The sequence below is a fragment of the Shimia sp. genome (genome assembly GCF_049116215.1).
GTDB lineage: Bacteria > Pseudomonadota > Alphaproteobacteria > Rhodobacterales > Rhodobacteraceae > Shimia.
Genome location: NZ_JAGDZB010000001.1, coordinates 787,304 through 810,717, shown reverse-complemented (window position 1 = coordinate 810,717; position 23,414 = coordinate 787,304). Strand labels below are relative to the sequence as shown.

General features: G+C 56.7%; 21 protein-coding genes. 8 read left to right on the top strand and 13 right to left on the bottom strand.

The genetic code is table 11. The annotated features are described in order from the left end of the window. Nucleotides 1–19 precede the first annotated feature (19 nt). From JXR15_RS03855 to JXR15_RS03840, 4 genes are all read right to left on the bottom strand, one after another. Nucleotides 20–1,504 (bottom strand): glycosyltransferase, encoded by a 1,485-nt coding sequence (locus JXR15_RS03855; protein ID WP_422051907.1) that lies wholly within the window; start codon nucleotides 1,502–1,504, stop codon nucleotides 20–22. Beyond that, a complete protein-coding gene (locus JXR15_RS03850; RefSeq protein ID WP_422051906.1) occupies nucleotides 1,501–2,544 on the bottom strand; it encodes a hypothetical protein in 1,044 nt (347 codons plus the stop codon). Before JXR15_RS03850 ends, JXR15_RS03855 begins: the two co-directional genes overlap by 4 nt. Nucleotides 2,545–2,695: 151 nt before the next feature. Further along, nucleotides 2,696–3,367 carry an ABC transporter ATP-binding protein gene (locus tag JXR15_RS03845; protein WP_422051905.1) on the bottom strand — a complete coding sequence of 224 codons (672 nt, stop codon included), beginning with the start codon at nucleotides 3,365–3,367 and terminating at the stop codon, nucleotides 2,696–2,698. Nucleotides 3,368–3,381: 14 nt separating this feature from the next. Beyond that, nucleotides 3,382–4,494, bottom strand: coding sequence for a sugar transporter (locus JXR15_RS03840; RefSeq protein ID WP_422051904.1), 1,113 nt, complete (start codon nucleotides 4,492–4,494; stop codon nucleotides 3,382–3,384). Between the two features lie 664 nt (nucleotides 4,495–5,158). Between JXR15_RS03840 and JXR15_RS03835 the strand changes: the two genes are divergently transcribed. Continuing rightward, entirely contained in the window at nucleotides 5,159–5,896 is a 738-nt protein-coding gene (locus JXR15_RS03835) for an ABC transporter permease (RefSeq protein ID WP_422051903.1), read from the top strand. 14 nt (nucleotides 5,897–5,910) lie between these two features. On the opposite strand, the gene JXR15_RS03830 is transcribed toward JXR15_RS03835, so the two are convergent. Next, nucleotides 5,911–6,870 (bottom strand): glycosyltransferase, encoded by a 960-nt coding sequence (locus JXR15_RS03830; protein WP_422051902.1) that lies wholly within the window; start codon nucleotides 6,868–6,870, stop codon nucleotides 5,911–5,913. Between the two features lie 161 nt (nucleotides 6,871–7,031). Here JXR15_RS03830 and rfbC point away from each other — a divergent pair, with 161 nt between their 5' ends. From rfbC to rfbA, 4 genes are read left to right on the top strand one after another with little or no spacing between them, the layout of a single operon-like run. After that, nucleotides 7,032–7,601 carry a dTDP-4-dehydrorhamnose 3,5-epimerase gene (gene rfbC / locus JXR15_RS03825; protein ID WP_422051901.1) on the top strand — a complete coding sequence of 190 codons (570 nt, stop codon included), beginning with the start codon at nucleotides 7,032–7,034 and terminating at the stop codon, nucleotides 7,599–7,601. Continuing rightward, nucleotides 7,598–8,644 (top strand): dTDP-glucose 4,6-dehydratase, encoded by a 1,047-nt coding sequence (gene rfbB, locus JXR15_RS03820; protein ID WP_422051900.1) that lies wholly within the window; start codon nucleotides 7,598–7,600, stop codon nucleotides 8,642–8,644. The genes rfbC and rfbB overlap by 4 nt, the downstream gene beginning before the upstream one ends. A 25-nt stretch (nucleotides 8,645–8,669) precedes the next feature. Beyond that, on the top strand, nucleotides 8,670–9,533 hold the full coding sequence (gene rfbD / locus JXR15_RS03815; RefSeq protein WP_422051899.1) for a dTDP-4-dehydrorhamnose reductase: 864 nt from the start codon (nucleotides 8,670–8,672) through the stop codon (nucleotides 9,531–9,533). Next, a complete protein-coding gene (gene rfbA, locus JXR15_RS03810; protein ID WP_422051898.1) occupies nucleotides 9,530–10,408 on the top strand; it encodes a glucose-1-phosphate thymidylyltransferase RfbA in 879 nt (292 codons plus the stop codon). The genes rfbD and rfbA overlap by 4 nt, the downstream gene beginning before the upstream one ends. Before the next feature lie 18 nt (nucleotides 10,409–10,426). Here the strand turns inward: rfbA and mutS are convergent, their stop codons facing one another. Then, nucleotides 10,427–13,042, bottom strand: a complete 2,616-nt coding sequence (gene mutS / locus JXR15_RS03805; protein WP_422052245.1) for a DNA mismatch repair protein MutS — start codon at nucleotides 13,040–13,042, stop codon at nucleotides 10,427–10,429. Between the two features lie 179 nt (nucleotides 13,043–13,221). On the opposite strand from mutS, the gene JXR15_RS03800 reads away from it, so the two are divergent. Further along, nucleotides 13,222–14,091 carry a ribokinase gene (locus JXR15_RS03800; RefSeq protein WP_422051897.1) on the top strand — a complete coding sequence of 290 codons (870 nt, stop codon included), beginning with the start codon at nucleotides 13,222–13,224 and terminating at the stop codon, nucleotides 14,089–14,091. Between the two features lie 75 nt (nucleotides 14,092–14,166). Here the strand turns inward: JXR15_RS03800 and msrA are convergent, their stop codons facing one another. The 3 genes from msrA to JXR15_RS03785 all read right to left on the bottom strand — a co-directional run bounded on the left by msrA (nucleotide 14,167) and on the right by JXR15_RS03785 (nucleotide 16,443). Further along, a complete protein-coding gene (gene msrA, locus JXR15_RS03795; RefSeq protein WP_422051896.1) occupies nucleotides 14,167–14,829 on the bottom strand; it encodes a peptide-methionine (S)-S-oxide reductase MsrA in 663 nt (220 codons plus the stop codon). A gap of 100 nt (nucleotides 14,830–14,929) precedes the next feature. Continuing rightward, on the bottom strand, nucleotides 14,930–15,613 hold the full coding sequence (locus JXR15_RS03790) for a sugar transferase (RefSeq protein WP_422051895.1): 684 nt from the start codon (nucleotides 15,611–15,613) through the stop codon (nucleotides 14,930–14,932). Further along, the gene (locus tag JXR15_RS03785; protein WP_422052244.1) at nucleotides 15,583–16,443 is read right to left on the bottom strand and encodes an NAD-dependent epimerase/dehydratase family protein; all 861 of its coding nucleotides are present in this window, start codon (nucleotides 16,441–16,443) and stop codon (nucleotides 15,583–15,585) included. The genes JXR15_RS03790 and JXR15_RS03785 overlap by 31 nt, the downstream gene beginning before the upstream one ends. Before the next feature lie 159 nt (nucleotides 16,444–16,602). Between JXR15_RS03785 and JXR15_RS03780 the strand changes: the two genes are divergently transcribed. Both JXR15_RS03780 and JXR15_RS03775 read left to right on the top strand, forming a co-directional pair. Next, nucleotides 16,603–17,514, top strand: a complete 912-nt coding sequence (locus JXR15_RS03780) for a D-amino acid aminotransferase (protein WP_422051894.1) — start codon at nucleotides 16,603–16,605, stop codon at nucleotides 17,512–17,514. A gap of 65 nt (nucleotides 17,515–17,579) precedes the next feature. Further along, the gene (locus JXR15_RS03775) at nucleotides 17,580–18,293 is read left to right on the top strand and encodes an HAD family hydrolase (protein ID WP_422051893.1); all 714 of its coding nucleotides are present in this window, start codon (nucleotides 17,580–17,582) and stop codon (nucleotides 18,291–18,293) included. A gap of 34 nt (nucleotides 18,294–18,327) precedes the next feature. On the opposite strand, the gene JXR15_RS03770 is transcribed toward JXR15_RS03775, so the two are convergent. The 4 genes from JXR15_RS03770 to JXR15_RS03755 all read right to left on the bottom strand — a co-directional run bounded on the left by JXR15_RS03770 (nucleotide 18,328) and on the right by JXR15_RS03755 (nucleotide 23,133). Beyond that, nucleotides 18,328–18,609 carry an SCP2 sterol-binding domain-containing protein gene (locus JXR15_RS03770; RefSeq protein ID WP_422051892.1) on the bottom strand — a complete coding sequence of 94 codons (282 nt, stop codon included), beginning with the start codon at nucleotides 18,607–18,609 and terminating at the stop codon, nucleotides 18,328–18,330. 63 nt (nucleotides 18,610–18,672) lie between these two features. Next, nucleotides 18,673–20,070 (bottom strand): efflux transporter outer membrane subunit, encoded by a 1,398-nt coding sequence (locus JXR15_RS03765; protein ID WP_422051891.1) that lies wholly within the window; start codon nucleotides 20,068–20,070, stop codon nucleotides 18,673–18,675. Between the two features lie 30 nt (nucleotides 20,071–20,100). Then, nucleotides 20,101–21,750, bottom strand: coding sequence for a mechanosensitive ion channel family protein (locus JXR15_RS03760; RefSeq protein ID WP_422051890.1), 1,650 nt, complete (start codon nucleotides 21,748–21,750; stop codon nucleotides 20,101–20,103). A gap of 156 nt (nucleotides 21,751–21,906) precedes the next feature. Continuing rightward, nucleotides 21,907–23,133: an argininosuccinate synthase gene (locus JXR15_RS03755; protein WP_422051889.1), complete on the bottom strand. Its 1,227-nt coding sequence runs from the start codon at nucleotides 23,131–23,133 to the stop codon at nucleotides 21,907–21,909. Nucleotides 23,134–23,414 lie beyond the last annotated feature (281 nt).

Genomic DNA, 23,414 nt, shown 5'->3' with positions numbered 1-23,414 from the left:
ACACCCCAATCTGCCGCGTTTAGCCGCTTGCGTAATGTGCAATCAGCTCGTTTATGTGGGTGTCCATGGTGGTCGGCGGGCGGGCCGAGTACCAATACGCGTCCATATCGATACGGTTGTCCAAAATGGCGGCTATGCGATCATGGAATGCGTCAATGTCCCCGGCGGTGAATGTCATCTCAGCGCAATTGCCCAATTCTTTGGCGCCGCCCATGTCGGCTGTCAGCAGCGGGATGTGGCGACTGTGCAGTTCAATGGCCACTTGTGGCAGGTTGTCGTGCCACAGCACCGGCACCACCCCAACATCAATGTCCGCCAGTAAATCGTCCAGATCGTCATGTGAATACCCATCCATATGGGTGACTTCGGCCAGATGACTGTTCAAAGCGCTGAGCCGCGCCATTGCCTCACCTTCTCCTGCTCTTGCAGCAGCGGTGAACCGCACGCGTTTGGCATGTTCTTTCGGAAGCGTTTCCAGGGCTTCCAGAAGAAACATGAACCCTTTATCGCGACGCATGTACCCTAAAAACCCCAAACTGACGGTGCCGTCTTGGCGCAGGAGGTGAGTTCTGGGTTTAGTGTTGGCAAAGGCTTCTGCTTGTTGGGTGCCAATATAGTTGGTCACGCAGATTTCCTGCCGCAACCCGTATCGCACGGCAAGTTCACGCACTGCGTCAGAGACACAGAGCACCAAATCACAGTGTTGGTTGATGGTCTCCACCATGTCCCGTCGCCGACTGGATAATTTACGCGCCTGTTCGGCTTGAGTGGGGGAGACATGCGCAACGACGCTTGTATTGCGCTTGAAAAGGGACTTAACACGCCTTAGCAGTCTAACCGCACTACGGCCATATCGCATGGCCAAGACAAAGCTGAGATGGAAACCAAGGCTGCCCGCCTCAACCCCTCGCCGCTTTAGCCTATAGGCAAGCCCATTGGCCAGTCTGATGTGATTGGCATCGTGACCGCCGGTTAAACAGAACGTGCATTTGTTGCCGCCGTCAAAATCTTCACACGTTTTTCTTTCCTGATACCATAAGTTTACCTGAGGGCAGAACGGGTAATAATTGTGCAGAGATAAAACAACTTTGGTCATTGGCCAGCGTTTCTTCAATGACAAAACAGATACTGGCAAGCCTTCGATGTTGTTGAAATGCACGACGTCGTAGGGGCCTGTCTCCTCAATGAAATCGAAAAACGCCTTCTGGGTCTCTGGATGATCCACTTGTGCAGGGTTGCCAAAACTATGGTGCGCAGGAGCCAGTACACCAGAGTTTATAATTTCATAGTGCTGGGCTCTGCGCAAACGGTTCCCGTGACGTAGTGCCTCCCACCGGGGGCGTTTGGAGGGCAAATCGTAAGAAAGCCCTGCGGTCAGAAAACTCACGTTAACGTCCTTGCGGTCCTGCAAGGCCGCCATCACGTTGCGCTGATAAATAGATACACCACCGCCTCGTTTTTCGGCATCTAAATAGTCGACCCAGTTGTAAAACAGGACTCTCATTTTGAATCTGATCTTGGAGTTTTTAATTGGTTTTCGAGGGCAGTCAGCCTGTCTGACAAAGCGGAATTGTTTTGAAAGATGCGATGTCGCAACACGGTATTCTCGTGCATCAGGAGCTGTACCAAATTCAAAAACTCGGATCTCTCGTCAGAATCTGGGCTGGGTGGACTGTCTTCCAAAAATTCCGCAACGGTGGCCGTGTGTCGGTTGGATTTTAAGGTTTCGATCCCGAGACGGGAGCGTGCAACAATTTCGGAAAAGCTTTGGCCATCATTTTTGTCTGACCGGTGCGAACTCATTTGTTTTGTTAGGTTTTCTTTCAGCCAATCTGAACGTTCGACCATCAACCCTAGATTCTGGGAAATGCGTGTCAGCTCCAAAAACTGACCTTTGAGGCGGGGATTGATCCCGGCGTTTGGCACTTTCCACCGCCCTTCATTCATTCCGTCATCCGGTATGCCAAGAACGGCAAGGAAATCTTTGAACAGGGCGTTGTCGTGGCGCAGTGCCTCGGTGTAGGTACGCACAATGACGGCCTTCTCGCCAAAAATGTCGATCCAAGGTTTCAGCGCCAGCGCGTAGTCATAGTGAATGGGCTCCATAACGTCGCAGACGGTTCTATTGAAGTCTGGCACAGACTGTTTGAGCTTGATCAATTGATTGTACCAGGATCGCAAATGCGCGTCGGGCTGCCGCAAGTACGCGATAATCTTAAAGTGAAACTCACTTTGCACAGGAGCGACGATGTTTTTGAGCAATTCTGCGGATTTCGGGTGGGCCCCCATACGCATGAACTCTTCCGAACTGATCAGCACGGACGGACATTTTCTTGTGCGAACATAGTCAAAGAAGTCTTCCCAGCGCTTTTGCGCAGGTACGTCATTTTTGAAACCGTACATCAGTTCCGAAACGCCGGTTTCACTGTAGATTGAAAAGGCGAATTGGGAGTGTTTGGCGAAATGACTAAACCGCTCGGGGTAGTCCACCCCTTTGCTCCAAAGGGTTCCAAGGTTCCCCAAGGTGTCGCGGTTTTTGTTCATAAAGACCTGCAAAGCGGTCGTGCCAGTCTTGAAGTGGCCAATGTGAATGTAGATTGTTTTGCGCATAGCTAATTCATTAAGTTGGGAAGGTCGAAAAAGAAGGAAAGTTGGGACGCATCAGTTGCAGGACCCTGGGGAATGAGGGAGCGCACTATCTGTTTGCCCGCTGCCGGTGAATGAGTTCCAAATGGGCCTCCACGGCGTCATGTACATCATCAAAGTATTGAAGCTGCCCGTCGGTAAGAACAACACCAGAATCGCAAAATCCTTTGACTTGTCCCATATCGTGACTGACCAATATCGCGCTTGATGCTTTCATGCGGTCTTGGAAAAGATCACGGCTTTTGCTTCGGAAAACCGCGTCTCCTACAGATGTGACTTCGTCCACAAGATAGGTGTCAAAGTGAATGCCCATAGATGCCCCAAAAGCCAGACGAGATTTCATCCCCGAAGAATAGCTCCGCACGGGCATGAAAAAGTGATTTCCGAGCTCGGCAAAGTCCCGCACAAACTCACAGAGTTCGTCACTGTCCACGCCATAAACACGTGCAATAAATCGGATGTTCTGCACGCCGGTCATGTTTGCGTGAAAGGATCCGGCAAAGCCGACAGGCCAGGAAATTGATCCATCACTGACAATGCGCCCGGAATCTGGCCGCAGCGTGCCCGCAATGATCTGCAATAAAGTCGACTTGCCGGCACCGTTCCTGCCCAGCAAGGCAAGCGATCGCCCGCTGGGAAGCTCCACGTTGAGATTGTTGATCACTATTTTTTTGTGACCGCGTACGCGAAAGCTTTTGACGAGATTCTCAATTCGGATCATTGATCCCGCCCGCCTTAACTACGGTCTCGGATGGAATAGTAGACCAACGTCAGGATCGCCCAGGCCAGCAGAAGACATGCCGCGATGAGCGCTGCCAAAGTGAACCGTTTTGGATACTCGCTGGACTCAGCCAGGGTTGGCGGGACAAACGTGGCCAAATATCGGCTTTGGCGCTGCGCCTTGGCCCGCGCCACGTCCACTGCGGCCAAAGTGGCCCGATAGGTTTCTTCCGAAAATTCCCGATCAACAACCAGCCCTTCAAACTCGGCGATCAAATCTGGGTAGTCTTCCTGGCCGACCCCGGTCTCAATCGATTCCGTGGCAAAAGCTTCGCGTTCGAGTTTGATGCGATCTTGTATAGCGGTAATCCGGCGGGTGGTCTGTGTGAGGCGTGGATCGGTCGAGGAGGCAGAGTCCTTGAGGAGGTCATACTCGATAAGCGCCTCCGCAAGTTGCTGTTGCAGATTGCTCATTACGCCCATGCGCCCCTGAAGATCGGACGCCGGATCGACAATGCGTGTGCGCGTCCGAAAGGCCGTGAGTGCTTCGCGTGCGTCTTTCAATCTGGCAACCGAGTTCTCCAGATCCTCGCGGGCATACCGCATCGCATCTTCGCGTGCTGTTTCGTTCAGCGCATTGATCATGGCTTGGCTGTGGTGGACGATGCTGGAGGTGATGGCGTGGGCGGTCTCCGCATCAAACGCGCGCACCTGGACATCGATCAATCCAGAAGAGCTATCCAGTGAAACGCGCACAACCCGCTCCCAAAAGCCTTCCAGATCCTCAATCGTCGCGTCCGGCCAAAGTGAGAATACAGGGTCTTCCTCCCAATATTGCGTGTAGTGCGCCTGCAGGCCGACACTGTCTTCAACCAATCGCACCATGTGCTGGCTCAGAATAAACTGGTAGAGAATTTCGCCGTCGCTGCTGGAGTTGCTGCCTGCGAGTTGCGCCAGGCCGCCCAATATCTCCTGCGCGCCAGCGCTTTCTTCCTGTCGCACGGTGAAACCGGTGACTGAGCCATATTGATCCTTGGCCACGCCCCACAGGTACCCAACCACGCCGGCGATAGGCAAAATCACCATCAAAACAAATGAGGCCACAATCACCCAATGGCGTCGGCTCATGCGCGCGGCACTTGCCGGAGGTTTTGATTGGGCCTTGGGAGCAGGATCCGGTTTTTTCGGAGCCGGAGCCGGAGCCGGAGCTGGAACGGGGAGCTGCGCTTTCTGGGTGTTTTGGCTTTGCGGCTCCGGGTTCTGAGCGGGCGGAGTCGGCGGCTTTTGCCCGTCTGATTTGCCTTGAGAGGGCTTGGGGCCATCGGCATTCACATTTGCGTTTGGCGCGGTGTCTGCAGGTTTGTTCGCCGCGTTGCGTGCAGCGGCAGGGCCTTTTGGCCTTTGTGCAGGCGCTGGTTTTGAAGCCGCAGCACCTGACCCCTTTTCAGGGGTCCTATTTCCTACAGAACTTGGAGTTTCGGGTGTGCCTGCTTCTGCGCCTGCCTTAGCGGGCTTCGGTGCCGCTTTAGGTTTTTGCTGCTTCGGTGTGTTATTGCCACCTTTAGAAACAGAGTTTTTCGCAGCTTTAGGTGCACCTTGCCCCTGGGATGCATCTGCCATTATGTGCCTTTACAAAGCATAATTGAAATCTGGCTCATATTTAGCATACTTCCTTCTCGAAACGCTAGCATTGGAAATCTTGTTTATGTCCTCCTCTGACGGCTCTCAAATCCGCCCTGCGCAGCGGCCAGTACTGACAAGGGCCCCTAGATTTGCCACGTTTCGCGCTGTCATGGCCTTGATCCTGCGTGAAATGGGTTCCCGGTACGGCCGCTCTCCCGGTGGATATTTGTGGGCTTTTCTGGAACCTCTTGGTGGCATTCTCATTCTGACAATCGGCTTTTCGTTGGTGATGCGGACACCCCCTCTGGGAACCAGCTTTCTGCTTTTTTACGCAACAGGTATGTTGCCGTTTACCCTGTATATGTCGTTGTCCAACAACATCATGCAGTCTTTCCGGTTCTCGCGATCGCTTTTGATGTACCCGGCAGTAACTTGGGTCGATGCCGTTCTAGCCCGTTTCGTTCTGAACACATTGACAGGTTTGATTGTGATGATTGTTCTGTTGGGCGGGGTTCTTACCGTCTCAGACACGCGCGTCGTTTTTGACTTTTCTGCCATCTTTGCGGCCGTATGGATGACGTGTCTTCTCGGCTTGGGAGTCGGTGTGTTAAACTGCGTGTTTTTGGGAATGTTTCCCGTCTGGGCGCAGGTTTGGAGCATCCTTACACGTCCGTTGTTTATCATGTCAGGTATCTTCTTTCTGATTGATGGGTTTCCAGAAAAAGTTCAAAAAATACTTTGGCTTAACCCAATTGCACATCCGATTGCGTCCATGCGTTCCGGGTTTTATCCAACCTATCGGGCTGAAAATGTGGATGCCACCTATGTGGCGTTATTTGGGTTGATAACGCTGTTTTTGGGCGTGGTGCTTCTGGTTCGTTATCACCGGGATATCTTGAACGGATAAGCGTCCGACTGAGGTCAGTTTCTTTCCGCCCAGCCCAGCACTTTGTCATGTGTCACCGACGTCCGCCGCAGCAAGCCGTCGACCACAGCGTGCCGCAACAGGCGCAAGAACACGCGTTGCTCACCCGTGTGATGTCGGGTTTTTAACACCCACTTGGGTAAGACCACAAACAACAGGGGCACAAAAAACCAGCCGGATGCCTCGCGATACAGCATCAGCAAATTTCGGTGGTAGTAGTAGATCTTCCAAAGCGGTCGAAACCGGCGGTCGTCATCCCCGAATGTGGAGCAGTCATGCTCAAATCGCAGATCGGGAATAAACCCAATCTGCCCGCCTGATTTGCTGAGCGTCAATGTGTAAAGTCCGTCCTCGCCGTAAACAAACAGGCGCCCGTCCGGGAAACCGATTTTGGCAACCGCGTCACGTGACACAAACAACCCCACAAAGGACGACACATCAATCTGTTTGGGCGCGCCTTGGTAATCCTCTGGTGTGATGTGAAACCCGTCACGCCCGCCGCGCCCAAGCAAGGTGCGCAGGAACACTTTGCCGTGCCAAAACGGGTTCCGGGATGGGCGGTTCATGTCACAAATCGCCCCATCCGGGTAGTAGACCGCCGCCGCCAGCGCATCCCATTGACTGACGTCTATGGCCTGAAACCTCTCGAAGGTGCCTGCAGCCGGGCGCCCATCGTCATCCATCACCACAATCCAGTCGGGATCATAGGTTTCAGTGACCAGTCGCATGCCATGCTCAAACCCGCCGGCGCCTCCCAAATTGTCGGACATATGCTCCACAATCAGCCGCGGATTACCCTGCGCCGCAAGCCAGTCTCCAGTGCCATCGGTGGAGGCATTGTTGACCACGAGCACCTTTTCCAGCGCATCAACCGGCGCGTCCAACAGGCGTGCGACGGTCTCTTGCAGTTTTTCCAGGCGGTTGTAGGTGACCACAACAGCAATCAGTCGCTTCATGTATCGGGCTTCCCGCGCTCAAAAAACTTGGTCTCTTATGGGGCAACACATCCCAATTTCACTGCCAACTGTCAAATCCCGCCGTGCTGCGCACGTGACAAGGTGACAAGGGATTGATAGCACTCGCTTATTGTTTGCAGAAGTCCTTGAGGTCGCGGGTCATGAAGGTTGAAACCACAAAATTAGACGGTGTGTTGCTGCTCACCCCGGATCGGTTTGGCGACAGTCGCGGCTTTTTTAGCGAAAGCTGGAACAAGCGCCGCATGGTCGACGCGGGCATTGATCTGGACTTTGTACAGGACAACCATTCACTCTCTTCCAAAGTCGGCACGGTGCGCGGCTTGCACTACCAAACCCCGCCCCATGCGCAGGCCAAACTTGTCCGCTGTGGGCGTGGGGCGCTTCTGGATGTGGCGGTGGACATCCGCGGCGGGTCCCCGACCTTTGGGCAATGGGTGAGCGCCGAACTCACCGACGAAAACGGCTGCCAGCTTCTGGTGCCGGTGGGCTTTGCCCATGGGTTTGTGACCCTGCAGCCGGATACGGAAATTATCTACAAGTGCACAGACTACTACGCGCCGGATTGTGACCGCGCCATTGCCCATGATGACCCTGCGCTGGGCATTGATTGGGGGGTAGACCCCGCACAGCGCACACTCAGCGACAAAGATGCCGCTGCGCCATATTTGGCTGACTTAGAGACTGTTTTCACATGGGAAGGTGTCGCATGAAGATCCTCGTAACCGGCGGCGCAGGCTTCATTGGATCGGCCGTTGTACGGCTCGCCATCGCCCGTGGTCACCAAGTGGTCAATCTGGACGCTCTGACCTACGCCGCCTGCCTCGACAACGTCGCCTCCGTGGCCGACAGCCCGAGTTACGCCTTTGAGCACGCCGACATCCGCGACGCGTCCGCTTTGGGTGCCATCTTTGACAGGCACCAACCGGATGCCGTCATGCATTTGGCCGCCGAAAGCCATGTGGACCGCTCGATTGACGGCCCCGGCGCCTTCATCGACACCAATGTGACCGGCACCTACACCTTGCTCGAGGCCACGCGCAGCTTTTGGGAAGCCCAAGGCAAACCTGCACAGTTCCGCTTCCACCACATCTCGACGGATGAGGTCTACGGCACCTTGAAAGACGAGGGTCAGTTCACTGAGGACACGCCCTATGCGCCCAATTCGCCTTATGCCGCCTCCAAAGCCAGCAGTGACCACTTGGTGCGCGCCTGGGGCGAGACTTATCAACTGCCCTTCGTGATCACCAACTGCTCCAACAATTACGGACCGTTCCATTTCCCGGAAAAACTGATCCCGGTGGTTATCCTGAACGCGCTCGCGGGCAAGGACATCCCAGTCTACGGCAAAGGCCTCAATGTACGTGATTGGCTTTATGTCGAAGATCACGCCGACGCGCTGCTTACCGTTCTGGAGCAAAGTGAAAACGGCCGGACCTACAACATTGGTGGTGAAAACGAGGCCCGCAACATTGATCTTGTGGAAAGCATTTGCGCCATTCTGGATCGCCTGCGTCCTTCTGATAGACCCTATTCCAGCCTAATCTCCTATGTGCAGGACCGCCCCGGCCATGATTACCGCTATGCTATAGACCCAACCCGTCTCCGCGAAGAGCTGGGCTGGCGTCCCTCGGTGACTTTGCAGCAGGGCTTGGAGAAAACCGTGCAATGGTATCTCGCCAACCCGGACTGGTGGCAAGCCTTGCAAGCCAGAGACGGGGTTGGCACGCGCTTAGGCACCTCTAAAGGCACATGACCCAACAGACCGGTAAGGAGTGACGATGAAGATTTTGGTGTTTGGCAAAACCGGTCAAGTCGCGCGGGAACTGCAAGCCTTGGCAGACGCAGATCTCCAAATCGAAGCATTGAGTCGGGCAGAGGCGGATCTCCTGGACCCGGCGGCCTGCGCCGCTTGGATTGCGCAGACGGATGCGGATGTTGTGGTCAACGCCGCTGCCTTTACCTCCGTCGATCAGGCCGAAACAGAGACTGATACAGCTCAAACCATCAATGCAGATGCACCGGGCGCCATGGCCAAAGCCGCCGCGGACCGTGGTCTGCCTTTCCTGCACATCTCCACCGACTACGTGTTTGACGGCACAGGGGAGACTGCCCACGCGCCTGATGATCCCACCGCGCCGATCAACACTTATGGCCGCACCAAGCTGGCTGGCGAAAGCAACGTGCGCGCCGCCGGTGGAGCCTATGTGATCCTGCGCACCAGCTGGGTGTTCTCCGCCCATAGCGCCAACTTTGTAAAAACCATGCTGCGCCTCAGTGAAACCCGCGAGGCCTTGACCATCGTGGCGGATCAGCACGGAGGTCCAACTCCCGCCGCCGATATCGCCGCCACTCTGGTGGCCATGGCGCGGGGGATACTGGACGGCAAGATGGGCGGCACCTACCACTACAGCGGCGCGCCATCCACCAGCTGGGCGGGTTTCGCGCGTGAGATCTTCCGCATTTCTGGGCGCCAAGTTGCGGTGTCAGACATCCCCAGTTCCGATTTCCCAACTCCGGCAAAACGCCCGCTTAATTCCCGTCTGGATTGCGCCACGCTTCTGTCGGATTTTGGCATTACACCTGCCGATTGGAAGGCGGGACTCACCCGCGTGATTGCACAATTGGAGCAGGGCACCTCATGACCACACGCAAAGGCATCATTCTGGCCGGTGGCACCGGCTCCCGCCTGTATCCGATTACCATCGGCATCTCCAAACAGCTGCTGCCGATCTATGACAAGCCGATGATTTACTACCCTTTGTCGGTGCTCATGCTGGCTGGCATCCGCGAAATCGCTATCATCACCACACCGCAGGATCAGGCGCAGTTTCAACGCACGTTGGGCGATGGAACCCAGTGGGGTCTCAGCCTCACATACATCGAACAGCCAAGCCCCGATGGTCTTGCTCAGGCTTATCTCTTGGCAGAGGCGTTCCTGAATGGCGCCCCAAGCGCCATGGTTCTGGGCGACAATATCTTCTTTGGCCACGGCTTGCCGGAACAGCTCGCTACCGCCGATGCGCGCACTACTGGCGGCACCGTGTTTGGCTATCGCGTGGCCGACCCGGAACGCTATGGCGTGGTTGATTTTGACGCCACCGGCGCGGCGCGGCACATCATCGAAAAACCGGCCAAACCCCCGTCGCCCTATGCGGTCACTGGCCTCTATTTTCTCGACGGCACCGCGCCAGATCGTGCCCGCACAGTAACACCATCGGAGCGTGGCGAGTTGGAAATCACCACCTTGCTGGAAACCTATCTGACCGAAGGCGCGCTTCAGGTCGAACTCATGGGGCGTGGCTATGCCTGGCTCGACACCGGCACCCACGCCAGCCTTCTGGACGCAGGCAATTTTGTCCGCACCCTGTCGGACCGGCAGGGGCAGCAGGTTGGCAGCCCCGAAGAGATTGCCTGGAGCAAAGGCTGGATCAGCGACACAGAGCTTGCCGCGCGGGCAGAGATGCTTGGTAAGTCCGGCTATGGCGCCTATCTTGCTGCACTGTTGGCGGAGAAATAGGCTCTAATTCGCCTGAACTCAGCTTTCCGCCAGGTCTTTCAACTCATAAATCAGGTTCAGCGCCTCTCGCGGGCTAAGCGTGTCCGGCGACACGTCAGCCAGCTTTTCCTGCAACGGGGACGGCCCACTTGGCGCGGCTGCCACCGGCGGCGGGGCCACAGCAAACAGCGGCAGATCATCAATCAACGCCTTCTGCGCTTTGCCCTCGCGCTCGCCTTTTTCCAACGCATCCAAAACCACACGTGCTCGCGCCACAACCGCGGCTGGCAAACCGGCCAGTTGCGCGACCTGCACACCGTAGCTGCGATCTGCTGCGCCTTGCGTGACCTCATGTAAGAAGATGACCTCACCTTCCCACTCGCGCACCGTCACGGTTGCATTTTCCACACCAGCCATTTTTCCGGCCAGCTGCGTCATCTCGTGGTAGTGCGTGGCAAACAACGCGCGGGATTTGTTCACATCATGCAGATGTTCCAGCGTGGCCCAGGCAATCGACAAGCCATCATAGGTCGCCGTCCCGCGCCCAATTTCATCCAGAATGACCAACGCTCGATCGTCGGCTTGGTTGAGAATGGCCGCGGTTTCCACCATTTCTACCATAAAGGTCGAGCGCCCACGGGCGAGATCATCACTCGCGCCAACACGACTGAACAGCTGGCTTACAAGCCCAATTTGCGCTCTGTCCGCAGGCACAAAGCTGCCCATCTGCGCCAGCAGTGCAATCAACGCATTCTGACGTAGAAAGGTCGATTTACCAGCCATGTTGGGGCCGGTCAGCATCCAGATGCTTGCGGCATCGCCACCGGACAGATCACAGTCATTGGCCACAAACGGATCACCTGACTTGCGCAGCGCGGCTTCCACAACCGGATGTCGCCCCCCTTCAATGGCAAAATCCCGGCTGTCGTTCACGTCTGGTCGCGTCCAGTTTTCATTGGCCGCAAGCTCCGCAAGTGCTGCGGCCAAATCAAATTCCGCCAATGCCTTTGAGGCCGCTGCAACTTGGCCCGCACGCTCCAAGATAGCGCCTTTTAGGCTGTCATAGAGCCGCTTTTCGATCACCAATGCGCGGTTGCCCGCGTTCAGGATTTTGGTTTCCATCTCGCTCAGTTCCACAGTGGTGAAGCGCACCTGATTGGCTGTGGTCTGACGGTGGATAAAGGTTTCATTGAGCGGCGGCGACATCATTGTGTCCGCGTGTTTTGCCGTGGTCTCGATGAAATAACCCAGCACGTTGTTGTGCTTGATCTTTAGCGCAGCAATGCCGGTGGTTTCCGAATACTGCGCCTGCATGCTGGCAATCACGCCCCGGCCCTCGTCGCGCAGCTCGCGGCTCTCGTCCAGCTCCGGATCAAATCCTGGCGCAATAAACCCACCATCGCGCGCCAACAAAGGTGGCTCTGCAATCAACGCATCCTCAAGAAGGTTGAGCAGTTCGTCGTGATCCCGCAGTGCGTTCCGTGCGGCTTTCAAATCTTCTGGCAACGCGCCGGTATAAGCGCGCTCGGACAGCTCGCCCGCCTGGCCCAGACCATTGCGCACCGCTGCCAAATCCCGTGGCCCGCCACGGTCCAGAGACAGTCGTGACAAGGCCCGATCCAGATCCGGCACCTTGCGCAACGCCTCACGCAAATCTGAGGCTTCTCCGCGATGCTCCGCCATGTAAGTCACTGAATCCAGACGGCCGCGAATACTCGCAAGCCGCAATGACGGCGAAGACAACCGCTGCTCCAAAAGCCGCGCGCCACCCGCCGTGACCGTCCGGTCGATGGTCGCCAAAAGCGATCCAGCGCGCCCGCCGGACAGGCTGGCGGTCAGTTCCAAATTGCGCCGGGTTGCGGCGTCAATCTGCATGACCCCCTGCGTCGCTTCGCGCACCGGCGGTTGCAACAGCGGCAGTTTGCCTTTCTGCGTCAGCTCCAGGTAATCCACGATGGCCCCAAGCGCCCCGGCTTCCGGTCGCGTGAATGTGCCAAAGGCTTCCAGAGAGGACGCCTTGAACAGCGCAGAAACCCGCTTTTCTGCTGAAACAGAGTCGAAACTCCCTCGCGACACGGCGGTCAATGGCACCCCCATGTCTTCGACAATGGGGTCCAATTCTGCTTCGCTGCCTTCAGCCACCAACAATTCGCTTGGCGCCAGTCGCGCCAGTTCCGGTCCTAACCGCACCGGGCTCATTGGCATCACATGCAACGCGCCGGTGGAAATATCCGCCCAGGCCAGCGCCGCCTCATCGCGCACCACTGCATAGGCGCCCAGAAAATTGTGCCGCCGCGCATCCAGCAGGCTGTCTTCGGTCAAGGTGCCCGGCGTCACCAGCCGCACCACATCCCGTTTCACCACCGCCTTATAGCCGCGCTTCTTTGCCTCCGCCGGGCTCTCCAGCTGCTCGCAGACTGCGACGCGAAAGCCTTTGCGAATAAGCGTCAGGAAATAGCCCTCGGCCGCATGATGCGGCACGCCGCACATGGGGATGTCATTGCCGTCGTGCTTGCCACGTTTGGTTAAGGCAATATCCAACGCCTCTGCCGCTGCCACCGCGTCGTCAAAAAACATCTCGTAGAAATCGCCCATACGGTAGAACAACAACGCATCCGGATACTGCGCCTTGATCTCCAGATATTGCGCCATCATCGGCGTGACGCTTGGCTTGTCGCCTTTCACTGCTCAGAACCCCCCAAGGTTTGGTTCCCTCCAGATAGCAAACCCCATCCCCTATCGAAAAGCGCAAAACGCGCGTAGGACTGGATTGGCAATAGACAAACCGTCAAAAAATTGATCACCTGATCAAAAATCAAAGCAAAGCGGACCTCATGGCGATCTACAACCTCGGCAGCATCAACGCGGATTATTTCTATCACGTGCCGCACCTCCCCGGTCCCGGCGAAACGCTGGCGGCCACGGATATGACTCGCGGGTTAGGGGGCAAAGGCGCCAATATGAGCGTGGCCGCCGCGCGGGCAGGGGCTCATACCGCCCATATCGGTGCCGTTGGGGGAGACGGCAAATGGGCGATCGATCGCATGACCGAATTTGGCGTAGACACCCGCCATATCACCACATTGACGGACACCCCCATGGGCCAAGCCCTGATTTATGTGGATGACGCCGGTGAAAACAGCATTGTGCTTCTAAACGGCGCGAACTTTCAAATCCCGGATCAAACCATCGCCAGCGCCCTGTCCGAGGCCTCACCCGGCGACACGCTTCTGATGCAAAATGAGACCCTAAGTCAGCTGGAAACCGCCAAAATGGCCCGCAGTCTCGATCTTTACATCGCCTATGCCGCCGCACCGTTTGACGCCGCTGCGGTCACCGCCGTGCTGCCTTTTCTCGACTTCCTGATCCTCAACGAGGTCGAAGCTGCCCAGCTGCATGAGGCCACCGGAAAAGCGCCAGCGTCGTTGGGTATCACGGATGTCATTATCACGCTTGGCGCCAATGGCGCGCGCTGGATCCACAATGGCACCGCGCGTGATTTCCCGGCCATGCCCGTCATCCCCGTGGACACCACCGGGGCAGGGGACACCTTCACGGGTTATGTGCTCGCCGCGCGGGATCGGGGCTTGCCGATGGAGCAATGCATCGCGCTCGCCATGCGCGCCGGCGCCTTGATGGTCACGCGTCAAGGCACCGCAGATGTGATCCCGGATCTCAAAGAAGTCGACGAGGCCCGCTTCTAAGCCCGCCTCATCTTCATTTGTCCAAAAATATCCTGGGGGAGTCGCCTTTGGCGACGGGGGCAAAGCCCCCATCCTTCAGTGGCCAACAAACGGCGCGTCTGAGCCCCAAAGCGCCTTCACCCGCGCATCCCGGCCACAGGCCTTACGATAGCGCTTATACGCCTCGCTCTGTTTTTTCGGGCCAAAACGGGTCAGCACAATCTTGGACCCTTTGTAATAATCCTGGTGATAGGCCTCGGCCTTGTAGAACTTCCCTTCACGCAGGATCGGCGTCACAATCGTCTGTCCCAATTGCGCCTGGGCTTTGGTTTTGGCGCTTTCTGCAAGACCCTGTTCCACCTTATTGGCTACAAAAATCGCGGTGCGATAGCTGTCGCCACGGTCGCAGAACTGCCCGCCGGCATCGGTTGGATCGACGGAGCGGAAGAACAAATCCAACAGCGTCTCCCGTGTCACCGTGTCGGGATCAAAGGTGATTTTCACCGCCTCATAATGGCCGGACCCGCCCTTGGTCACATCCTTGTAGCTCGGATTTTTGGTGGATCCGCCGGTGTAACCGGAGACCACGCCCCGCACACCCGGCACACTCTCAAAGTCACTTTCCACACACCAAAAGCAGCCCCCCGCCACCACCAGCGTATCGGTGCCCATCGCGTAGGCACGGTGGCCATGCGCCAAGCCTCCCAACAGGATCAAAACGGACAAAGCCACGGTCTTCAGGTTCTGAAATCTGGTCATAGCGACACTCCTTCTTGCCGCCACCCTGCGCGCAAGTTTGGTCGCGGCTCAATCCCTTGAAACCACATGTCACAGCTTGGTGAAGCAAGGTGAAGATTGGTTACAGCAGCCACTTGTTGCGACCGGGGCGATAGACCGGGGCCACCCGTCGAAACACCGTGGCCACGGTCAGTCGCTGGTCAAACCCCAAGGTGCGCCGCTTGGAATAGAGCAAATCCAACCGCGCCTTGCGGGGTACACAGCGGCTCTCATAAACTGCCTCGGTCTCTTCCGGAGTCTTGCAGTCTTCAAGAAGTTGCTCCTCGGTCCGGTGGTAAATCAAAGTCGCCAAGCCGGTCACGCCGGGCCGATCTTTGAGTACCTCACCATAAAGCGCCGGAAACCGTTCAACATAACGGCGCAGCGGCGGGCGCGGGCCAACGAAACTGATGTCGCCTTTCAAAATATTGAACAACTGCGGCAGCTCATCTAGCCGATAACGCCGCAAAAATTTGCCGGTCTTGGTGATGCGATGGGTCTTGTCGCCACCGGACACACCGCTGTCCTGTTTCACGTTTTTCATGGTGCGGAATTTGTAGAGCTTGAAGCCTTGCGTGGGCGTTTTCATGCGCTCTGACACATACAGGATTGGCCGCCCATCACGGATCAGGATCATCACCGCGACAATCATCATAACAGGCCACAGGATCAGCAGCAGGAACAGCACCCAGCCAAGGTCCATCATCCGCCGCCCAAAGGTGGTGCCGTGTCCGATCATGCCTGTGCCTTCATCAACCTGCGCCATTCCGCAATCATCTCGTGTGGCGGTACCACAAGCGTTTGCCCCGTCAAGCGCCGAAGCCGGGCCATTGACATCGACACTTCCGCCACCGCCATTTCTGGCGCTGGGCGCCATACAAACGGGCATTGTGTGGCTTCAAGCAACTCATGCATGGCAACTGGATTGGAGGTCGCGACGTTTACTATGTCGGGCATTGTGTTGGCGGACAGCAGACTGGCGACCGCGTGCCAGATCACAGTGGGCGTGGCGTAGCTTCGGATTGGACTCTGGCCAACGTCAAAAGCATCCAGTGTCACTGGGCGATCACTTTGGATCGCACCAAACAAGCTGTCCGCCCCAACAACATTTGCCAATCGCAAAACCGCTGATTTTGGCTCAGCTGATTGACCTGAATCGTCCAAAAACAGGCACTGTTCCATCTCAATCTTGGCCACACCATAGGCATTCATCGGCGCCAGAGCACTGTCTTCGGTCGCCTCTCTGGCCGGTCCATAAACCGCACTGCTGGAACAATGCAGCACCCGTGACGCGCCGCTGTCTCTGGCGATCTCAACCGCTTGTTGTGCCAGTGTGATGTTGTCGACCAAATCCCCTTTGCCCGGCACAACACCCCACAGCGCCAGAACCGCATCCGCTTTGGGTGGCGGGCCTTCTGAGTAAGCCCAATCGACACTCGTGTCGGCCTTCCGCCCGCCCCAAACAACTTGCCAGTCAGCCAGCAACTCTGGAGATGCCGCAAGGCACGTCCGTAGCAGCCGCCCAAGCTTTCCGGTGCTGCCCAACACCAACAGGGTTTTTGAGGGGGAAGACGGCACAGCGCCTAGGTCTGTCACAGAAGTCAAAAGTCAAAAGTCCAAATCAATTGCACCCCCTAAAGTGCCGCCACGACACCTGCTGTCAACCGCGTGAAACGTATCCAATATGTAAAATTCAGCTTGGAAACCCCGCGCGACACAGATAGCGTCTCGTGACTTTGCCATAGGGAGCGCTCCATGACCGATCACGTCACCACCCACCAGGCCGCCGAAGACGCCCGCAACGAAGAGATCAAGATCTGGCTCAACGGCCGCGTTGTGCCCAAGGACGAGGCGATGGTGTCGGTCTATGACAGCGGTTTTATGCTTGGTGACGGCGTGTGGGAGGGGCTGCGCCTGTATGACGGCCACTGGGCATTTTTGGATGAACATATGGACCGCCTGTTTGAGGCCGCCAAAGCCATCGATCTGGACATCGGCATGGACAAAGCGGGCGTGATTGCCGCGTTGGAGGCCACCCGCGTCGCCAACGACATGACCACAGATGCGCACGCCCGCCTGATGGTCACACGCGGCGTGAAAACCCGCCCGTTTCAGCACCCCTCGCTGAGCCAGCAGGGGCCAACATTCACCATCATCATGGAACACTCCAAACCATCAATCCCGCGTCCAATCCGGCTGGCGACCGTGCCGCACATTCGCGGCTTGCCGATGACGCAGGACCCCAAGCTGAACTCCCATTCCAAGCTCAACTGTATTCTCGCCTGCATCGCGGCGGAGAAAGCCGGCGCGGATGAGGCGCTGATGCTCGACATCAATGGCTTTGTGAACACCACCAACGCCTGCAACTTCTTCATCGTGCGCAAGGGCGCGGTTTGGACCTCCACCGGTGACTACTGCATGAACGGCATCACCCGCCAAAAGGTGATCGACGTGTGCCGTGCGGATGGCATCCCGGTCTATGAGCGCAACTATTCTCTGGTCGACACCTATGGCGCAGACGAGGCGTTTCTCACCGGCACCTTTGGCGCACAAACGCCTGTCAGTGAAATTGATGGGCGGTCCATTGGCACCGGCGAGATGGGCGAGATGACCCAGCACATTCGCAGTCTCTACAAAGACCTCGTTGTAAAAGACGCCAAGCCGTAAACCCCAAATTCGCACTGTCGCAATACAGCCGTGATATCGACGTAATACCGATAGGAGTTTGCCCCGTGAAAATTGCCATGTGGAGCGGCCCCCGCAACCTCTCAACCGCCATGATGTACGCCTTTGGCAACCGGGCCGATTGCGCTGTGGTGGACGAACCTTTCTATGCCGCATACCTCGCGATGACCGGTCTCGACCATCCTATGGCGGCGGAGATTTTGGCGTCCCAAGATCAGGACCCCAACAAGGTCGCGGCAGGCCTCGTTGCAGCCAACCCTGACGGCAAACCACACTTCTATCAGAAGCACATGACGCAACATATGATTGACGGTGTGCCTCGGGATTGGATGCGGGAGGTCAGTAACGTCTTCCTGCTGCGTCACCCCGCGCGTGTGATCGCGTCCTACGCGGCCAAACGTGAAAATCCGTCGCTTACCGACATCGGCTTTCCGCAGCAACTGGAACTGATGCAGTTGGTCTCAAGCTGGGGCCAAACGCCGATTGTGATCGACAGCCACGACATCCGCGATAATCCGCAGGAAATGCTTGAAAAACTCTGTGATGCCATTGGCTTGGGATTTGACGCGGCGATGCTGTCTTGGCCCAAAGGCGGCCATAGAGGCGACGGCGCCTGGGCGCCGCACTGGTATGGTGCGGTCTGGGATTCTACCGGATTTGCTGGCGCCGAAGGTCCGTTGCCAGAGGTGCCCGATAGTTTGCAGCCGGTCCTACAAGCGGCGCTGCCTCTCTACGAAGAGATGAAAGCGCACAAGCTCTAGTGAAAAAGGCGGGGATCATCCCCGCCTTGTTTTCTTAGGTCAGCAGCTGGCCCAGCTTCATCGCCGTGCCCATATCGCCGGAGACTTTGAGCTTGCCGAGCATCAGCGCCGTTGTGGGTTTCAGATCACCCGCCAGAAGCTTCACAAGGTTCTCCTCAGAAATCGACACGGTGCAATCGGTCTCGCGGTCGTCTTGCGTCGCGGTATTATCCGCCAGCACCACAACCCCGGCATCGCCGCAGTCAAATTTCAATGTCCCGTCAAACGTCCGGTCTTTTAACCCCTCGGCCATTTGCGCCGCGATTTGTTCCAACATGTGATCTTCCCTAAGTAACCAGTTCACCCAAGTGGTTGCAGCCAACCCTCGGTGGCGCAAGGGTTACGTGGGGCCACTTAACGAACCGTTAAAACTCCCGCCAAGCGCGACATTCAAATCCACAAAATCAACTGATCTATTGCGCATGTCCAACGCCGCCTGGTTTTGGGTCTCCAAAAAGCTCCGCTCTGCATCCAGAACCTGAAGAAAAGACGCTTGGCCGTTGCCATAAGCCTCCCGGGCCAGACGCAGAACCTCGGCCGAAGCCTCCACAGCCTTTTTGGATAGTTCCACCGCTCGTGTGTTTTCCCGCAGCGCAAAGAGCGAACTGCGCACTTCCTCCACGGCCAGCACAATTTCCTTTTCCCAGGCCGCCTGCCGTTCTGCCACCAACCCTTTGGCGGTTTCCACTTTGCCCCGCCGCACTGGCAGATCGTACCAAGGAATATCCAGATCAATCCTCAGAAAGGCCGCCAGCGGATCAAAGCCAGAGCTGCTTCCAGCCACATTGACGTTACCGGTCAACCCGAGGCTTGGGTACAGATCCGCCTCCGCCACCCCAACCAGCGCCAGCGCTTCGGCCAACTTCTTCTCAGCGTAGACCACGTCCGGCCGGTTGCGCAGCAGGTCAGCAGGCACCCCGGTTGAGACAACGCTGGTTTTGGGGCTTGGCTGCGGCGCCCGCACGTCCAGATCGTCCCGTTCTGCCAATTCCGTGCTGCCCACGAGGGCAGTAAGGCGATTGACCATGCGCACAAATAAAATCCGTGCGTCGGGCACTGTGGAGCTGGTGCGTAACACCAGCGCATTGGCCTGCGCCACATCCAATTCGGTCGCGCCGCCTTCCTCTGCCAAAGACTTGGTGGCTTTGAGGGTTTCCTCGCGGCTGGTCAGAACACGTTGCAAAATGCGGGCCAATTCCTGCGCATAGCGCATATCCAAATAGGCCGTCACCACCTCATCCACATAGAGCAGCGTCCAGACATCCAGATCGGCATAGCTGGCTTCCAGTCGCGCAAAAGCCGCCTCTTTTTCCCGCTGCAGTTTGCCAAACAGGTCCAGCTTCCACTTGGCTTCCGCCCGCACAAATCCCGAGGTTTCCGAGGCATCGCCTCCGCCGCCACTGCGCCGGACCTCACCGACCCGAGTGGTGCCGCCAATCGGAAACCCCGCCGAGGCCAGAATGCCCTGAGATTGCTGAATCCGGGCGGCAATGCGTTGAATGTCTTTGTTGTTCTCAAGCCCGTAGCCAACAATCTTGTTCAGAAGTGAGTCATTAAAGGACGTCCACCATTTCGCATCATGCTTGCGCGCCACGCCAGTGGGTTGTTTCTTTAGGAAACTCTTGGCAAGGACAGTCTCCGGTCGTGCGTAGTCCTCTCCAACGGGAGCAATAGCACAGCCCGATAGCAACCCCAGCATCATGCTGCGCCGTGTTAGATTGCCTGTGACTTTTCTCATGCTCTACCTGTGACGCTTTTTGGGGGCGCCTTATGCTTTTTGGGCTGCGGCCTCGGCGGCCGCCTCATGGGCGAGGGGTTCATCCCACTCAACTTCGGAAATCTTCAAATCCGGCGTGTCGGTTTCATAGTTTGGCGTCATAATCTGCACGCTATTTTCATTAAACACATCGGTGATGTTCTTGTGCAGTTCGCTTAACAAAAGCGGCAACGACGACCCCCGCGTGGTGAAAGCGTTGATCTGGTAGTTGGTCGCAAAATCCAAAAGCCCGGTCACCAGCACGAACGGCTCAGGTGACTTCTTTAGCCCCTTCGTGCGCCGCGCCGCTTCAATCAGCATGGCCTCCACCTTTTTCCGAGGTTCCTCATAGCCAATCCCGACAGTGGTGTGCAGCAACAGCCCCTTGCCGTCGATTTTGCTGGAGTAATTGATCACCTCAGACGACAACAGCGTCGCATTTGGAATAGAGATCAGCTCGTTTTTGACCGAGCGCAGATAGGTTTCCATCAGCCGAATTTGCATGACATCGCCGTAGTGATCGCCAACCCGAATGCGGTCACCCACATTCATCGAGCGCTTATAAAGCACAAACAGACCCGCCAAGACATTGGAAATGACCGAGTTTGAGCCAAGGGAGACCATCACACCCACCAGAATGGTCAGCCCCTGAAAAGCTGCGGAGTCCGATCCCGGAATATAGGGGAAACAGATCACCGCCGCTGTCAGGACAATGGCCCCGCGAATAAGGTTGTAGGTGGGCCAGACCCAATGATCCTCGAAAGTCTTGAGTTCGATCACACCCTGCTCAACGCTTTGAAAAAACAGATACACCCCTTTGATCATCCAGCGTGCAATGGCAGCAATGATCAGGATGGTGATCAGGTTGGGCAAATAGCTCACGAAGCCCAGCATTAGACCAATGATCGGATCGGTCACATAGCGGATCAATAGCGCTGCAATTGGCCGCGTGTTGGGAAACGAATGCAACACAAACGACAGGTAGTAATAGAATCCGGTGAACAATGTGATGTCGACCAACAGCCGGATCAAAAACTTGGCGATGTTGGACACCGCTTGGCTCTGCACAATATCGCCCGTGGCTTCCTGGAGCCCTCGGGTGCGGTGTTCGACAATGCCCGCGATAAAACGCGGCACGCGCCGGCGCAGCCAAAATAGAATGCCACAGTAAAAGGCAAACACCGCAGACCATGCCAGGGCCGTCAACGTGCTTTGCGAAAACGCTTCATCGGTTCGGTTGGCGCGGTAGGTCAGAATGGCGCCTTCAATTGCTTCGGCATGCAAAGACGCCAACACAGGCAGTTCCATTTGTTCAAAATCAGAGTCAGCTTGCGTGGTGACGCTCACCATGACCCCATCGGCAAAGATGGTCTGGCCCAACTCCCCGCGCTCAATGCCCATAACCACGGATGTGGCCTCGCTGCGTTCTGCGACTTCAATGATACGCTTTGCCACCAAAGCCGCGCGTTCTTCCGCAGGCAACGCGGTGGAGCCACGCACGGCAAACAGCACTTCTCCATCGACCTCAACAGCTTGAACAAAGACCTCGTCGTCAACTTTTGGAGGGGTGGTGTCTTCGACTTCTTCGTCTTGGGCCCAGACCAAACCGGCGCTGAGTAGAAAAATCCCGAAGACGCGAAAAATGTTTGAAAATATCCCCATTCAACTGCCTCCCCGGCGCAGTCACGTTCCTGTCAAAACGTCTTTGGGAAACGCTAGCCGCCATCCTGCACATCTCAAAGGGATTTTTCGGATTGACGGCTGGGAGACACAAAAAAGCCCGCCACATTGGGCGGGCTTTCTCGGAAATGTGTAGGCTTACTTGCCGGTGCGTTTGTTGCGCATCGCAATCAGCTTCAGACGCAGCGCTTGCAGCTGGATAAAGCCCGCCGCGTCTTTCTGATCATAGGCGCCTGCATCATCTTCAAAGGTCACGTGCTCTTCAGAATAGAGCGAGTGGTCAGACCAGCGGCCCACGGTGGTGGCGCTGCCTTTGTAGAGTTTCACGCGCACTGTGCCGGTGACATGCTCCTGGCTCTTGTCGATCGCCGCCTGCAGCATTTCACGCTCCGGGGAGTACCAGAAGCCGTTGTAGATCAGCTCTGCATACTTCGGCATCAGCTCATCTTTCAGGTGCATTTCGCCCCGGTCCATGGTGATGGACTCAATGCCACGGTGCGCCTCAAGCAACACAGTGCCACCCGGAGTTTCGTAGATGCCACGAGACTTCATGCCCACAAAGCGGCCTTCCACCAGGTCCAGACGGCCAATGCCGTGCTTACCGCCATATTCGTTCAGCTTGGTCAGGATGGTTGCCGGGCTCATCGCCTCGCCGTTGATGCTGACCGGGTCCCCTTTTTCAAAGCCGATTTCGATGAACTCCGGCTCGTTTGGCGCGTCCTCAGGATGCACGGTGCGCTGGTAGACATAATCCGGTGCCGCGATGGCTGGATCTTCCAGCACTTTGCCTTCAGACGAGGTGTGCAGCAGGTTGGCGTCCACGGAGAACGGCGCTTCGCCACGTTTGTCTTTGGCAACCGGGATCTGGTTCTGCTCGGCAAATTCCAGCAACTTGGTGCGCGAAGACAGGTCCCATTCCCGCCAAGGCGCAATCACCTTGATGTCCGGGTTCAACGCATAGGCCGCCAACTCGAAGCGCACCTGATCGTTGCCTTTGCCGGTTGCGCCGTGCGCCACCGCATCTGCACCGGTCGCTTCGGCAATCTCAACCAGACGTTTGGAGATCAGCGGACGGGCAATCGAGGTGCCCAGCAGGTACAGACCTTCATAGACCGCATTGGCGCGGAACATCGGGAAGACAAAGTCGCGCACAAACTCTTCTCGCACATCTTCGATGTAGATGTTTTCAGGCTTGATGCCCAAGAGTTCTGCCTTCGCACGCGCGGGTTCAAGCTCTTCGCCCTGACCCAAATCCGCGGTGAAGGTCACCACCTCACAGCCATATTCGGTTTGCAGCCACTTCAGGATGATCGAGGTATCCAGGCCACCGGAATAGGCCAGCACAACTTTCTTCGGAGCCGACATGTTACTTCCCTTCGTCCATATATCGCCTGCGCGATAACGGTTTTTGTGCCTATGGGCAAGACAAGCGCATTGCCGCACTTGCATTTGTTGGATGAAGTCTGCCAGATGCAGGCGAAATTGAACAAAAGCACTATCTTTAAGAGGTACTCACGTGCAGGGTTGGAAACTGTTTTTACATGCGGTGCGCATGGTTGTTGGCAACTGGCAGGATGCCATTCGAATTTTCTGGGCGCCTTGTGTTCTGGTCGGAGTACTCATTTTTGGGTTGGCCCGAAACATGT

What these genes read in the sequence shown, in the direction of transcription:
- msrA (WP_422051896.1), bottom strand. Translation starts at nt 14,829, where the DNA reads ATGACCAGATTTCAGAACCTGAAGACCGTGGCTTTGTCCGTTTTGATC.
- JXR15_RS03845 (WP_422051905.1), bottom strand. Translation starts at nt 3,367, where the DNA reads ATGATCCGAATTGAGAATCTCGTCAAAAGCTTTCGCGTACGCGGTCAC.
- mutS (WP_422052245.1), bottom strand. Translation starts at nt 13,042, where the DNA reads ATGATGGCGCAATATCTGGAGATCAAGGCGCAGTATCCGGATGCGTTG.
- JXR15_RS03840 (WP_422051904.1), bottom strand. Translation starts at nt 4,494, where the DNA reads ATGAGCCGACGCCATTGGGTGATTGTGGCCTCATTTGTTTTGATGGTG.
- JXR15_RS03755 (WP_422051889.1), bottom strand. Translation starts at nt 23,133, where the DNA reads ATGTCGGCTCCGAAGAAAGTTGTGCTGGCCTATTCCGGTGGCCTGGAT.
- JXR15_RS03790 (WP_422051895.1), bottom strand. Translation starts at nt 15,613, where the DNA reads ATGGCGCAGGTTGATGAAGGCACAGGCATGATCGGACACGGCACCACC.
- rfbA (WP_422051898.1), top strand. Translation starts at nt 9,530, where the DNA reads ATGACCACACGCAAAGGCATCATTCTGGCCGGTGGCACCGGCTCCCGC.
- JXR15_RS03800 (WP_422051897.1), top strand. Translation starts at nt 13,222, where the DNA reads ATGGCGATCTACAACCTCGGCAGCATCAACGCGGATTATTTCTATCAC.
- JXR15_RS03830 (WP_422051902.1), bottom strand. Translation starts at nt 6,870, where the DNA reads ATGAAGCGACTGATTGCTGTTGTGGTCACCTACAACCGCCTGGAAAAA.
- JXR15_RS03760 (WP_422051890.1), bottom strand. Translation starts at nt 21,750, where the DNA reads ATGGGGATATTTTCAAACATTTTTCGCGTCTTCGGGATTTTTCTACTC.
- JXR15_RS03765 (WP_422051891.1), bottom strand. Translation starts at nt 20,070, where the DNA reads ATGAGAAAAGTCACAGGCAATCTAACACGGCGCAGCATGATGCTGGGG.
- JXR15_RS03850 (WP_422051906.1), bottom strand. Translation starts at nt 2,544, where the DNA reads ATGAACAAAAACCGCGACACCTTGGGGAACCTTGGAACCCTTTGGAGC.
- JXR15_RS03855 (WP_422051907.1), bottom strand. Translation starts at nt 1,504, where the DNA reads ATGAGAGTCCTGTTTTACAACTGGGTCGACTATTTAGATGCCGAAAAA.
- JXR15_RS03835 (WP_422051903.1), top strand. Translation starts at nt 5,159, where the DNA reads ATGGCCTTGATCCTGCGTGAAATGGGTTCCCGGTACGGCCGCTCTCCC.
- rfbB (WP_422051900.1), top strand. Translation starts at nt 7,598, where the DNA reads ATGAAGATCCTCGTAACCGGCGGCGCAGGCTTCATTGGATCGGCCGTT.
- rfbC (WP_422051901.1), top strand. Translation starts at nt 7,032, where the DNA reads ATGAAGGTTGAAACCACAAAATTAGACGGTGTGTTGCTGCTCACCCCG.
- JXR15_RS03770 (WP_422051892.1), bottom strand. Translation starts at nt 18,609, where the DNA reads ATGTTGGAACAAATCGCGGCGCAAATGGCCGAGGGGTTAAAAGACCGG.
- rfbD (WP_422051899.1), top strand. Translation starts at nt 8,670, where the DNA reads ATGAAGATTTTGGTGTTTGGCAAAACCGGTCAAGTCGCGCGGGAACTG.
- JXR15_RS03780 (WP_422051894.1), top strand. Translation starts at nt 16,603, where the DNA reads ATGACCGATCACGTCACCACCCACCAGGCCGCCGAAGACGCCCGCAAC.